The 12,665-nt window shown below is 67.6% G+C and carries 15 protein-coding genes and 1 tRNA gene; 9 read left to right on the plus strand and 7 right to left on the minus strand.

The features are described 5' to 3' along the window. Positions 1-19: 19 nt before the first annotated feature. The 3 genes from LPA44_RS08315 to LPA44_RS08325 all read right to left on the minus strand — a co-directional run bounded on the left by LPA44_RS08315 (position 20) and on the right by LPA44_RS08325 (position 3,399). Entirely contained in the window at positions 20-1,453 is a 1,434-nt protein-coding gene (locus tag LPA44_RS08315; protein WP_230889115.1) for a sodium-dependent transporter, read from the minus strand. Between the two features lie 140 nt (positions 1,454-1,593). Next, on the minus strand, positions 1,594-2,937 hold the full coding sequence (locus tag LPA44_RS08320) for a sodium-dependent transporter (RefSeq protein ID WP_230889116.1): 1,344 nt from the start codon (positions 2,935-2,937) through the stop codon (positions 1,594-1,596). Positions 2,938-3,021: 84 nt separating this feature from the next. Next, on the minus strand, positions 3,022-3,399 hold the full coding sequence (locus LPA44_RS08325; RefSeq protein ID WP_230889117.1) for a hypothetical protein: 378 nt from the start codon (positions 3,397-3,399) through the stop codon (positions 3,022-3,024). Positions 3,400-3,514: 115 nt separating this feature from the next. Between LPA44_RS08325 and LPA44_RS08330 the strand changes: the two genes are divergently transcribed. The 5 genes from LPA44_RS08330 (at position 3,515) to LPA44_RS08350 (ending at position 7,861) form a co-directional block, all read left to right on the plus strand. Then, a complete protein-coding gene (locus tag LPA44_RS08330; RefSeq protein ID WP_230889118.1) occupies positions 3,515-4,153 on the plus strand; it encodes an SdpI family protein in 639 nt (212 codons plus the stop codon). Between the two features lie 128 nt (positions 4,154-4,281). Continuing rightward, positions 4,282-5,430 (plus strand): ADP-forming succinate--CoA ligase subunit beta, encoded by a 1,149-nt coding sequence (gene sucC, locus LPA44_RS08335; protein WP_230889119.1) that lies wholly within the window; start codon positions 4,282-4,284, stop codon positions 5,428-5,430. Then, positions 5,427-6,296 (plus strand): succinate--CoA ligase subunit alpha, encoded by an 870-nt coding sequence (sucD, locus tag LPA44_RS08340; RefSeq protein WP_230889120.1) that lies wholly within the window; start codon positions 5,427-5,429, stop codon positions 6,294-6,296. Before sucC ends, sucD begins: the two co-directional genes overlap by 4 nt. Before the next feature lie 297 nt (positions 6,297-6,593). Then, positions 6,594-6,791, plus strand: a complete 198-nt coding sequence (locus tag LPA44_RS08345) for a DUF7835 family putative zinc beta-ribbon protein (RefSeq protein WP_230889121.1) — start codon at positions 6,594-6,596, stop codon at positions 6,789-6,791. Between the two features lie 44 nt (positions 6,792-6,835). Further along, entirely contained in the window at positions 6,836-7,861 is a 1,026-nt protein-coding gene (locus tag LPA44_RS08350) for a DNA-methyltransferase (protein WP_230889122.1), read from the plus strand. A 197-nt stretch (positions 7,862-8,058) separates the two neighbouring features. Here LPA44_RS08350 and LPA44_RS08355 read toward each other — a convergent pair. From LPA44_RS08355 to LPA44_RS08365, 3 genes are all read right to left on the minus strand, one after another. Further along, positions 8,059-8,133 (minus strand) — tRNA-Val (locus tag LPA44_RS08355). A 236-nt stretch (positions 8,134-8,369) separates the two neighbouring features. After that, positions 8,370-8,906, minus strand: coding sequence for a cob(I)yrinic acid a,c-diamide adenosyltransferase (locus LPA44_RS08360; RefSeq protein ID WP_230889123.1), 537 nt, complete (start codon positions 8,904-8,906; stop codon positions 8,370-8,372). After that, positions 8,903-9,142 carry a glutaredoxin family protein gene (locus LPA44_RS08365; protein WP_230889124.1) on the minus strand — a complete coding sequence of 80 codons (240 nt, stop codon included), beginning with the start codon at positions 9,140-9,142 and terminating at the stop codon, positions 8,903-8,905. The genes LPA44_RS08360 and LPA44_RS08365 overlap by 4 nt, the downstream gene beginning before the upstream one ends. A 74-nt stretch (positions 9,143-9,216) precedes the next feature. Between LPA44_RS08365 and LPA44_RS08370 the strand changes: the two genes are divergently transcribed. Then, positions 9,217-9,540, plus strand: a complete 324-nt coding sequence (locus LPA44_RS08370) for a tRNA-binding protein (protein ID WP_230889125.1) — start codon at positions 9,217-9,219, stop codon at positions 9,538-9,540. Between the two features lie 3 nt (positions 9,541-9,543). Here the strand turns inward: LPA44_RS08370 and LPA44_RS08375 are convergent, their stop codons facing one another. Then, a complete protein-coding gene (locus LPA44_RS08375; protein WP_230889126.1) occupies positions 9,544-10,353 on the minus strand; it encodes a DUF7839 domain-containing protein in 810 nt (269 codons plus the stop codon). Between the two features lie 151 nt (positions 10,354-10,504). Between LPA44_RS08375 and cbiT the strand changes: the two genes are divergently transcribed. Genes cbiT through LPA44_RS08390 form a run of 3 tightly spaced genes read left to right on the plus strand, consistent with a single transcriptional unit; the run spans position 10,505 to position 12,664 of the window. After that, the gene (gene cbiT / locus LPA44_RS08380) at positions 10,505-11,071 is read left to right on the plus strand and encodes a precorrin-6Y C5,15-methyltransferase (decarboxylating) subunit CbiT (RefSeq protein ID WP_230889127.1); all 567 of its coding nucleotides are present in this window, start codon (positions 10,505-10,507) and stop codon (positions 11,069-11,071) included. Then, positions 11,068-11,796: a cobalt-factor II C(20)-methyltransferase gene (locus LPA44_RS08385; protein WP_230889128.1), complete on the plus strand. Its 729-nt coding sequence runs from the start codon at positions 11,068-11,070 to the stop codon at positions 11,794-11,796. The genes cbiT and LPA44_RS08385 overlap by 4 nt, the downstream gene beginning before the upstream one ends. Further along, positions 11,774-12,664 (plus strand): cobalt-precorrin-4/precorrin-4 C(11)-methyltransferase, encoded by an 891-nt coding sequence (locus tag LPA44_RS08390; RefSeq protein WP_230889178.1) that lies wholly within the window; start codon positions 11,774-11,776, stop codon positions 12,662-12,664. The genes LPA44_RS08385 and LPA44_RS08390 overlap by 23 nt, the downstream gene beginning before the upstream one ends. Position 12,665 lies beyond the last annotated feature (1 nt).

Below are 12,665 nucleotides of genomic sequence, written 5' to 3' on the forward strand. Positions count from 1 at the left end.
CCGCAGCGGCGGCGCTTGTTTACAGGACCGAGCGCGAGCGCCGCAGTCCGAGGAACGACGCGACGGCGACCGCCGCGGTGATTACGAGGAACACGCGCGTCTGGTCGAAGGTGACCCCGAGCAGCGAGAGCGGGCCGACAGCGACGCCCAGCGCGCCCGCGAGCCCGGAGACGAACGTGAAGATGAGGAACACGGGGATGACGACGCCGACCGCGTACAGCCACGGCGTCGCCAGCGACCGCGCGAGCGAGCCAGCGCCGCGCTGGAGTTCGTCGACTGCGTCCGTGCCGAGCACCCAGCCCGCGAACAGCAGGAAGCCGACGAGTCCACCGGCCAATAGGAGGTCGACGACCGGGCCGGCGACGACGCCGAATATCTCGGCGTCGAGCGCGCAGACGCTCCCGGTGACGGCGAACAGGCCGGTGAGCGCGCCGACGGCGCGACGCCGCGAGACGCCGTACTCGTCGACGAGGAACGAGACCGGAATCTCCAGCATCGAAATCGACGAGGAGAGCGCGGCCAGCAACACGACGCCGAAGAACACGACGCCCACGACCTGTCCGTAGGGGAGCGCGCCGAACGCGCCCGCGAGGCTGATGAACAGCGCGCCCGGACCGCCGCCGCCCGCACCAGCGCCCAGCGCGAACAGGATGGGGAAGACGACGACGCCCGCGAGCACGCCGACGACCGTGTTGAGCACGGCGATGGCGGTGCCGTCAGTGACCAGCGAGCGGTCCTCGCCGAGGTAGGAGGCGTACGTCAGCATCGTGCCCGCGCCCAGCGAGAGCGTGAACAGCGCCTGGCCGGCGGCCTGCGGGAGGATGTCGAAGAAGTTCGCGCGCAGGAAGCCGATGTCCGGGGAGAGGAAGAACGCGACGCCCTCGGCTGCGCCGTCGAGTGTGACGCCCCACGCCGCGAGCGCGACGAGCAACACGACGATGGCCGGCATCATCAGTTTCGTCGCTCGCTCGATGCCACGTCGGACGCCACGGAGCACGACGAGCGCGGTGATGCCGAGGAAGAGGAGGTGGAACGCGACGGCGTCGAACCCGTAGCTGATTGCGCCGAAGTGTGCGCCGGGGTCGGCGAAGTACGCGCCCGTGAAGCTCTCCGCGAAGTAGCGCAGAATCCACCCGCCGACGACGCTGTAGAAGGAGAGGAGGACGATACCAGTGACGACGAAGACGTGGCCGAACCCCGACCAGTACTTCGAGTCGGAGAGGTCGGAGAGCGCGCCGACGGGGTTGCGTCGGGAGCGGCGGCCAATGACGAACTCCGCGAGCAACCCGGGGACGCCGACGAGCAGGACGATGCCGAGGTAGACGAGGAGGAACGCCGCGCCGCCGTTCTCGCTGGTCATCCACGGGAACCGCCAGAGGTTCCCGAGCCCCACGGCCGAGCCGACGGCCGCGAGGATGAAGCCGATTCGTGTCTGCCAGGACTCGCGTGTCATTAGGTACGCCGTAGCAACCCCCCGCATTTGAGGGTTGCGACTGACGAACCGTCAAACCGTAGAAAACACCACGGAACGACGCTAAAAGACCGTTATAGAACTGTGGGTCCGCGCCATAATCGCCACGGCGGTGACGGTTCCTAGAGTCCCGGAATCGGCGGCGCAGCGTAGATGTCCGTGACGCCGAGGTAGAGGGTCACGAACACGCCCACGAGCACGTACGTCCGAATCGACCAGAGCCACGCGGTGGCGAACGTCTCACCGCCGCTGGTGCCCTTCTTGATTTCGTCGACGGCCTCGGGGCCGTACACCCAGCCGACGAAGATGACGCCGAGCAGCACCGACAGCGGGAGCAACACGCTGTACGCGAGCGTGTCGAACCAGCCGAGCCACGCGGTGTTCCACGCGGAGAGCGTGCCGAGGACGAACAGGCCGCCGGCGAACGCGAACGCGGTGCCGGGGCGGCTGTAGCTGTAGTTGTCCACGACGTAGGAGGTGACGACCTCCAGCAGGCTGATTGCCGAGGAGAGCGCGGCGATGAGCACGACGAGGAAGAACACCGCGCCGAGCGCCTGCCCCGCGGCGCCGAGGTCGGCGAACACCTGCGCGACGGCGACGAACAGCGCACCGGGGCCGCCGCCCGCTGCGGCGTCCGGCACGCCGCCGAACTGCACGAACAGCAGCGGGATGACGACGAGGCCGGCGAGCAGGCCGACCGCGGTGTTCAGCACGACGACGAGGCTACCGTCCGCGGGGAGACTGTCGTCGTCACCGAGATAGGACGCGTACGTAATCATCGCGCCCATCCCCAGGGACAGCGAGAAGAACGCCTGGCTCACCGCGAACGGGACGATGCTGCCGAGGTTGTTCGCGAGGTAGCCGAAGTCCGGGGAGAGGTAGTAGCTGTACGCGGCCGCGGAGCCGTCGAGGGTGAACGCGTAGACGGCGAGCGCGACGAGCATGACGACGATGGACGGCACCATCAGCTTCGTCGCCTTCTCGATGCCTTCCTCGACGCCGAACGCGACGATGCCCGCGGTGATGGCCATGAAGACGGCGTGGAAGGCGATGGCCTCCCAGCCTGCGGAGACGGACGCGAAGTAGCCGGCGGCGTCACCGAAGTACGCGCCGGTCGCGCTCCCGAAGACGTACCGGATGACCCAGCCGCCGACGACGCTGTAGTAGGAGAGAATCCACAGACCCGTGAGCAGGCCGATGGCGCCCACGACCGTCCACGCGGGGTGTTTCAGTCGGTCGAACGCTTCGACGGCGTTGATGTTCGCGCGCCGCCCGACGACGAACTCCCCGAGGATGGCGGGGAGCCCGATGAGCAGGGCGGCGAGCAGGTAGACGAAGACGAACGCCGCACCGCCGTTCGTCCCGGTCTTGAACGGGAACTGCCAGATGTTTCCGAGGCCGACCGCCGACCCGACGGCCGCGAGGATGAAGCCGAGTCTCGTGGCCCAGGTTTCTCGTTCTGTCATGTTGTACCACGCCGTACCCGCGCCGTCAGTTAAAAAGCGTACGGTTTGCGAGCGAAGCCCACGCCACAGCCCCGCGAACGAGCGTCAGCCCTCGTGGGTGGCCGCGCGGTACGTCAAGTCGGCCATCGCGAGGAAGAGGAGCGTGCCCGCGACGAACGCCAGCAAGTGCAGCGGCGGCATCGAGAGCCCTTCCGCGGCGACGACGCTCCCGGGGACAACCCACTGCCCGACGACGTAGAACCACTGGACGAGCGAGCGCTCCCGGCCCTGCAGGTCGTAGTGGTCGACGGCGAAGCCGACGACGACCGCGAGAATCGAGAGCACGCCGAGGTGAGCGTGCGCGCCGACCATCCATCCCGGGAGGTTCGGCCCGCCGGGCATGACGAGGTAGGCGTTCTGCATCCCGTACAGCATCTGGACCGCGAGGCCGAGGAACCCCGACGTCTTCAGCACGCGTGTCATGGTTGTCGCATTTCAGGTAAGACAGATTAACCTTATTATCCGTTGTCATCACGTACACAAAACCACCGTGCGAGCGCCGCCCGCGTTTAAGTGGGAGAGCAGTCAACACCCGCTCATGCCCTCCGACAGACGCCTGGTCGCGGGCGGCGTAGCGCTGGTCGCTCTCACCGCCGTCGTCAGCGCGCTCGCGTACCCCGAGATGCCCGCGGAGATGGCGACCCACTGGAACGCCAGCGGCGACGTCAACGACACGATGCCGCGGGCGCTCGGACTCGTGCTGTTCCCAGTGCTGAACGCCGGCCTGTTCGCGCTGTTCGTCGCGCTCCCGCGCGTGGATCCACGAACCGACTACGAGTCGTTCCGGCCCGCGTACGACGCGCTCGCGCTCACGACGCTCGGCTTGTTCGCGTACCTCGACGTCGTGGTCGTGCTCGCGAACCTCGGCTACGCATTCGAACTCCTCCAAGCGCTGGCACCCGCAATCGGCGCGGTCTACGTCGTCGCCGGCACCGTCACCCGCCACGCCGAACAGAACTGGTTCGTCGGCGTGCGCACGCCGTGGACGCTCGAAGACGAAGCCGTCTGGGAGCAGACCAACCGCGTCGTCGGCCGCCTCTTTCAGGTGGGTGGCGTCGTCGCGGCGCTCGGGGTCTTCGTTCCCGCGTACGCGCTCGCGTTCATCCTCGCTCCCGCGCTCGTCGTCGCGGTCGTCTCGTTCGGCTACTCGTACTATCTGTACCGCCAGGGCGACTGAACAGACCAGCAAAATCGCGGGGCAGCGTCCGTCCCGAACTGTGTCCACGACCCGACCGCCGGAAAGCGGCAGGGGTGAGTGAGAAGGGTTGGCTTTATGCGAACCCGCGACAGCCTTCCGAGTGCAAAATGAAGCTCCACGAGTATCAGGCGAAGCAGGTCTTCGCCGAGGCGGGCATCCCGACCCCCGGGTCGACGCTCGCCACGTCCGTCGACGAGGTCGTTGAGGCCGCGAGTGACCTCGGCTACCCCGTCGCGGTGAAGGCCCAGGTACACGTCGGCGGCCGCGGGAAGGCCGGCGGCATCAAACTCGCCGAGAACGAAACCGAAGCCCGCGAGGCCGCCGAGTCCATCCTCGGCATGGACCTCAAGGGGTACACGGTCGACAAGGTTCTCGTCGAGGAAGCAGTCGACTTCACGAACGAACTGTACGTCGGCGTCACCATGGATCGCGGCGAGGGCAAACCCGTCGTGATGGTCTCCGAGAAAGGTGGCGTCAACATCGAGGAAGTCGCGGAGGAAGACCCCGAGGCCATCGCCCGGGAGCACGTCGACCCCGCGTTCGGCCTCCACCCCTTCCAGGCGCGGAAGGTCGTCTACGACGCCGGCATCCCCCGCGAGGTCGCGGGCGACGTCGCATCCATCCTGACGACCCTCTACGAACTCTACGAGGACCGCGACGGCAGCGACGTCGAGGTCAACCCGCTGATGGTCACCAGCGACGACGAAGTCATCGCGGCCGACGCCGTGATGAACATCGACGAGGACGCGCTGTTCCGTCAGCCGGAACTCGCGGAGATGGAAGACGAGGCCGCCGAGGACGAACTCGAAGCCAAGGCCAACGAGTACGGCTTCGACTACGTGCGCCTCGACGGCAACGTCGGCATCATCGGCAACGGCGCCGGACTCGTGATGACGACGCTGGACCTCGTGGACTACTACGGCGGCAAGCCCGCGAATTTCCTGGACATCGGTGGCGGCGCGAAAGCCGAACGCGTCGCGAACGCCCTCGACATGGTGTTCAGCGACGAGAACGTCGACAGCGTCGTGTTCAACATCTTCGGCGGCATCACGCGCGGCGACGAGGTCGCAAAGGGCATCAACAGCGCGCTCGAACAGTTCGACGAGATTCCCAAGCGCGTCGTGGTGCGCCTCGCCGGCACGAACGCCGAGGAGGGCCGCGAGATTCTCAACGACGAGCTGGTGACCGTCGAGGAAACGCTCGAAGGCGCCGTGCAGCGCGCCGTCGAATACGCTGACACGGAGGCAGAACAATGAGCATTCTAGTCGACGACGACACTCGCGTCGTGGTACAGGGTATCACCGGCGGGGAAGGAAAGTTCCACGCCGAACAGATGATCGATTACGGCACGAACGTCGTCGCGGGCGCGGTGCCGGGCAAGGGCGGCCAGGAGGTCGCCGGCGTCCCGGTGTACGACACCGTCCACGACGCCGTCGACGAGGAGGACGCCGACGCCTCGGTCATCTTCGTGCCGCCGGCGTTCGCCGCGGACGCAATCTTCGAGGCCCTCGACACGGACCTCGACCTCGCCGTCGCCATCACCGAGGGCATCCCCACCCAGGACATGGCGAAGGTGAACAAGCGCCTGCAGGAGACCGACACGCGCCTGCAGGGGCCGAACTGCCCGGGTATCATCACGCCTGGCGAGGCGAAACTCGGCATCCTCCCCGGGAACATCTTCTCGGAGGGGAAGGTCGGGCTCGTCTCCCGCTCCGGCACGCTGACCTACCAGGTCGTGGACTCGCTCACCCAGCGCGGCATCGGCCAGACCACCGCCATCGGCATCGGGGGCGACCCCATCATCGGGACGGACTTCATCGACGCCCTCGAACTGTTCGAGGCCGATGAGGAGACCGAGGCCGTCGTGATGTGCGGCGAAATCGGCGGCGAGGACGAGGAGGAGGCCGCCGAGTACATCGCGCAGAACATGGACACGCCGGTTGCCGGCTTCATCGCGGGCCGCACCGCGCCGCCGGGCAAGCGCATGGGCCACGCGGGTGCCATCGTCTCCGGCAGCGGCACCGGTACTGCCGAGTCCAAAATCAACGCGCTCAACGAGGCAGGCGTCCCCGTCGGCGACACCCCAGAGGAAGTCGCGGACGACATCGAAGACCTGCTGTAGCCGGCACGCGCCGCTTTTCTTTCGGAAACGAGCAGCCGGGAGCCGTGGCTGTGCGGTGAGAAACGTGAGGACGGAGCGCAGGTCGCTGCGGGCTCGGACACCCCTGGCCGAGCCACGCGACCGGCGTGTGAATACACACCACGCTGGTAGTTAGGTCCAACGGCCGCGGCCAGCAGTTCTGGTTCTCCCCTCGTGCCGCAGCAGCCCGTAAATCGTCGTTAATTCGGCTTAACCGTCCCAAAACGGCGGCCACTGTATCCCCGGTTTATACTCTAGCCGATTGACCAATCGGACACGATGACTACTACCGCCCCCGACTCGAACCTCCGGGAGTTCTGCCAGGACTGCGACCGAGCGACCCGCCACGCGGTCCGCATCGAGCTCCGCGTGGAGAACCACGCCGTGGACAACCCCGGCTGCTCGCGGGAGCCCTACCGCGTGAGCCGGTGTCTGGTCTGTGACGCCACTGACGCGCGCCGCATGAGCGACGCCTGACGCCAGCGAAACGCCTACGTGTGGGCGTGCGGACGACTGAGTGAATGGAGACCACCCACCGCGTCCACGTCGGCGACGCCCGCGACCTCCCACTCGCCGACGACTCCGTGGACCTCGTGGTCACGTCGCCGCCGTACCCGATGATCGAGATGTGGGACGACGTCTTCGCCGCCCTCGACTCCGCCGTCGGCGACGCGCTCGACGCCGGCGACGGCGACCGCGCCCACGACCTGATGCTCTCCGTGCTTGACGACGCGTGGGCGGAACTCGCGCGCGTGCTCGCCCCGGGTGGCATCGCCGTCGTCAACGTCGGTGACGCCACCCGCAACCTCGGCCGGTTCCGCGTCTACGACAACCACGCGCGCGTCACCGACGCCTTCCAGTCGCTGGGCTTCGACCCGCTCCCGGGCGTGCTCTGGCGCAAACCCACCAACTCCGCCGCGAAGTTCATGGGCAGCGGGATGGTGCCGCCGAACGCGTACGTCACGCTCGAACGCGAGCACGTCCTCGTCTTCCGGAACGGCCAGCGCCGCGAGTTCGAGCCGCGCGCCGACCGCCGCTACGAGGCCGCGTACTTCTGGGAGGAGCGCAACCGCTGGTTCTCGGACGTCTGGGACGACCTCAACGGTGAGCACCAGACGCTCGCCGACCCCGAGTTGCGGGAGCGCTCGGCGGCGTTCCCGCTGGAACTCCCCTACCGCCTCGTGAACATGTACTCCGTCTACGGCGACACCGTCCTCGACCCGTTCTGGGGGACCGGCACCACGAGCCTCGCCGCCGCAATCGCCGGCCGCCACTCCGTCGGCGTCGAACGCGACGACGGCCTCGCCGACGCCTTCGACGACCGCATCCGCGACGCCCCCGCGCTCTCTCGGGAGTTCGCCACCAGCCGCCTCGACGACCACCGCGCGTTCGTCGACGACTCTGGAGACGACTTCGAGTATGCCGCCGACCACTACGACACGCGCGTCCGAACGAAACAAGAACAGGCGATTCGCTTCCACGAAGTCACGGACGTCGAACCGACACTGGACGGCTGGGAAGCGACGCACGAACCGTACGAGGAGTAGGTGGATTCAAACCGGAAGAAGTCAGTCGAGGCGAATGGAAGCGGAGCGAGACGGCCGGGGCGGAGTTGAACCAGAGCAAGCCGTGCCCGCCCCGCTGCGCGCGACTTGCAGGGTTCAACCCCTTCCGACGCCATTCACGCAGTCACGACGCAGCCAGGGACACACGCGTCGCTGGCTGGCGTCGGTTCAAGGAGAAGTGGGTCGGGGCGGAGTTGAACCGCCGACCTGCTCCGTGTGAAGGAGCCGTCATAACCGGACTAGACCACCGACCCGCGCACCAGATAGTACCCGCAGGCCGCCATTAAGGCTTGCGTTTAGTCGACGCGCGGAGTGATGCACCGAACCACGCCCCGATGCCCGCCACCGATAGATTTTAGTCGTTTTGGGCAAACCTAAAACTCGTGCGGCGGACGCCGCCGGCCGTCCGTCCGCGTCTGTCCCAGCCTGTCACCCGTCGGCACCAACCGCGTCCCACACGGGACGAAGGCATCATCTCGTCCGCGCGCCGTCAGTACGACGGCGACTCCTCGCGGACACCTGCTTCCAGATTCGCCAGCCGCGCGAACACGAACAGCGCGTCGGAGAGCCGGTTCAGGTATGCGATTGCGGTCTCGTTGACTTCGTCCTCGTGGTCGGCGAGCGCGACCGCGCGACGCTCGGCGCGCCGGCAGACCGCTCGCGCGTGGTGGAGGCTCGCGCCGGCCTCGTCGCCGCCCGGCAGGATGAACGACTCCAGCGGTTCCAACTGTTCCTCGCAGGCGTCTATCCACGCCTCGACCTGGTTGACGTGCTCCTCGGTGACGACTGGGTCGTCCTCCTCGGGTTCGGGGTTGGCGAGATCCGCCTGCACGACGTGGAGGTGATTCTGCGCGGCCTCGAGGTACTCGTCGAGTTCCTCGACGCCAGTCGGCCGCACCGTCCCGATGAGCGCGTTCACCTCGTCGACGGTGCCGTACGCTTCGATGCGCGGGCTGGTCTTCGATACCCGCGTCATGTCCCGGAGGTCCGTCTTCCCGGTGTCGCCGCGGCGCGTGTAGATTTTCATGCGAAAGTGCGTTCGACGTACGTCAGGATGTTCTCGCTCTCGGCCATCGTCACGCCGTGGTCGTCGTCCACGAGCACGGGGACGCCGCGCTGGCCGCTCACGCGCTTGACCTCGTTGCGTTCGGAGTGCATCGCGTCCACCCAGACCGTCTCGTAGTCGACGCCCGCGTCGTCAAGCGCGTTCGCGGCCTTCTCGCAGTACGGGCAGCCGTCCAGTTCGTAGAGTATCAGACCCATACCGTCCCTTGGCGGGGCGGCGGCAAAGTAGTTGGTCCCGAACCGTTTTGCCCCCGCACTCCGTCGCCTCGTGCGTGCCATCGAACCTCTTCGAGACGACGTTCGCCGTCGGCGAAGTCGTCGCCGCAGAACCGTTCCCGGAAGCCCGCAAGCCCGAACTCGTGAAACTTGACGTCGACCTCGGCGAGGAGGTCGTCCAGTCGGCCGCGCAGACCGGCTACAACTACGACCCCGACGACCTCGTCGGCCGGCAGGTGTTGTGCGCGACGAACCTCGGCACGGTCAACATCGCGGGCTACGAGTCGGAAGTGCTCACCGTCGGCGTCCCGGACGAAAATGGCAACCCCATGCTCGTTGGCCCGGACGAGGACGTACCGCTGGGCGGCGAACTCTACTAGTTACTAGTCGCCGGCTTCGACGACCTCGTAGCCGACGTTGCGCTCGCGCAGCGGGTCGGTGTGCTCGGAGAGCCGGTCAGTCGTCGCCACGAGCAACACGGACAGTCCCTTGCTCGCGGCTTCCGGGACGGCTTCGGCGGTCCCGAAGCGGATGTCAGGCTCGACGCCAGCGTCCCGCACGGCGACGAGTGCTTCGACGCCCGCAGCAGCCACGCGGTCGTGTTCCGCAAGCCGGTCTTCGACGACGTCCTTGGCGAGCGCGCGACTCCCGCCCTCTCGAACAGTCGGAACCGAGAGCACGGTAACTTCGCCGGGCTGGTAGTCGAGCATTCCCTCGAACTCCGCGGCACCAACGTCCTGGCCGGGTTCGGCCGACGTGACTGCGACGGCGGTGGCGCTGCCGACGTCGCCGGGCGTGGCGTGCATCACGCCGTCCTGCATCGCGAGCGTGACGCGCTGGCCCTCCTGGATTTCCGCGGTGGCGATGGCGGTGTCGACCTCGACCTCTTCGATGACGTTCTCGGAGACGTACTCCACGAACGACCGGAGGTCGTCGGTCTGGGAGATGAGCCAGTCGACGCCCTCCTTGGTGACCTCGTAGCGGCCGCGGCCGTGCTTGCGCACGTGGCCGTCCTCGACGAGGTCGCCGAGGTAGTCGCTGACCGCTTGCGCGGTGACGCCGATGGCTTCCGCGATTTCGCGCTGGCTGACCGCGGGCTGGCGTTCGGCGATTTCGACGAGTATCTGGTAGCGTGTGGCGTTGCGCTTGCTCCGGAGAACCCCCAGCTCCCCAACGGTGCTCGAATCGCTCATTCACCACGACCTGACGCGTCCCTAATTCAAGTATCTTTGTACAAACTCCGTCCTCGGTTGCGCTACTGGCCGTTTCGCCAGCCATAACAAAACCACACTTTCTCTAATACAACCAAAATTGTTTTAGGCGCTACTGCTGTTGTGTTCGGTGATGGCTCAGACCCGACTCCCCCACGACGCCAAAGCCGGACCGACCAAATCGGAGGTGCGAGCAGTCCTCCGGGCCAAGCTCGCGCTCGGGCCCGACGACCACTTCGCCGAAGTCGGCTCCTGCACGGGCGCAGTCACAGCCGACGCAGCCCGCGACGCTGGCCGCGTCACCGCCGTCGAGCGCAAGCGCGAGCGCGTCGAGACCACCGAACGCAACCTCGCAGCGAACGGCCTCGCGGACGCCGTCGACGTCCGCCACGCCGAAGCCCCCAATGGCCTCCCCGAGGACGCCGACGCGCTGTTCCTCGGCGGCAGCCGGAACTACGAGGCCGTCCTCGACTACGCCGTCGACGCGAGCGTCGAGACGGTCGTGATGAATGTCTCCCGCCTGGAAGTCGCGGGCGCTGCCACCGAGGCGTTCCGCGAACGCGACCTCCTGGAGGAGGTCGTCCAGTTCCAGGTGAGCCACGGCTACGAGCTCGCGGGCGCGACCTCCTTCGACTCCCAGAACCCCGTCTACATGCTCGTCGGGAGCGCCACCGAGGACGCCGCGGAGGGCGACCGATGACCCTCTACGGTGTCGGCCTCGGTCCTGGCGAAGCCGACCTCGTGACCGTACGCGGGAAGCGCGTCCTCGAAACCGTGGACGTCGTCTACTCGCCTGGCCGGCTCTCGCGGACGGTCGCCACCGAACACGTCCTCGAGTCGCGCATCGGCGACCTCGACTTCCCGATGACGCGGGACCCACAGGAACTCCGCGACGCGTGGCGGGACGCCGCCGCGGAAGTCGCACCGCGTGCCAGCGACGGGGACGCCGCGTTCGTGACGCTCGGCGACCCGAACGTCTACTCGACGTTCGGCCACCTCCGCCGCACGCTCGACGCTTTCCACCCCGACGTGGACGTGGAGGTCGTCCCGGGCGTCAGCGCGGTCACCGCGTTCGCCACCGCGCTCGGCGTGGAAATCGACGCTGGTGCAGGGCTCGCGCTCCGCGAGGCCGCCCAGGGGAAATCCCCGACTGGCCCGGACCGCATGGTCCTGTTCAAGGTCACGGACGCGCCCGCGACCCACGACGGCCTCGTGGACGCCGGCTACGACGTCACGTACGGCCGTCGGCTGTTCATGGAGCAGGGCGACGAGCGCGTGACGAGCGACCCCACCGAAATCGCCGAGCGGGACTACTACACGCTCGCGTACGCCGAACGCGCGGACTTACAGAAGGACCGCCCGACGGCCTTCGAGGACGCCCGCGACGGTGCAGACAGTCCTAATGGAGTGGTCGGCGGTGACTGACGCGACGGACCCGCAGGCCGCCATCGACGCCGCCAGCGAGCAGCGCGAACGCGGCCGCGACCCCCGCGTCTACGAGCACACCGCCGGCGACGTCCAAGAGGGCATCCCGTTCATCGGCGCTGGCCCGGGTGACCCCGGCCTGCTCACGGTGACCGGAAAGGAACTCGTCGAGGATACAGACCTCGTCGTACACGCCGGCTCGCTCGTGAACAGCGAACTCCTGGACGAGTACTGTGCGGACGCCGAGACCGTCTCCTCCGTGGGGAAGGACCTCGAAGAACTGATACCGCTGATGCGGGACGCCCACGAGGACGGCCGCACCGTCGTCCGCCTGCACAGCGGCGACCCCGCAATCTACGGCGCGGCCCTGGAGCAGATGGACGCCCTCGAACAAGAAGGCGTCCCGACGTACATCGTTCCCGGCGTCACGTCGGCGTTCGCGGCGTCGGCGACGCTACGCACGCAACTCACGCTGAACGGCACCGCGAACCACGTCGCATTCACACGCCCGCAAGGACGCACACTTGACCCGGAGGACGACCACGTCTCCGACTTCGTCGAGATGGGCGACGTGACGACCTGCATCTACCTCGGCACGCACGCCATCCCGGACGTGATGGACCGACTCCGCGACGACGGCCACGACCCCGACACCCCCGTTACCGTCGTCTACCACGCGTCGTGGCCCGACGAGGACGTCATCGAGGGCACCGTCGAAACCATCGGCGAGAAAGTCGAGAACGCGGGGTACCGAGCCTCCGCGCTCGTCGTTATCGGCGACGCCGGGGCGGGCGCGAACTACGACCGCTCGTACCTCTACGGCGACTGGGCGAACCGTAGCGGCAGCGAGAGCGAGGCGGACGACTAAC

The sequence above is a fragment of the Halobacterium sp. KA-4 genome (genome assembly GCF_021028995.1).
Lineage (GTDB): Archaea > Halobacteriota > Halobacteria > Halobacteriales > Halobacteriaceae > Halobacterium.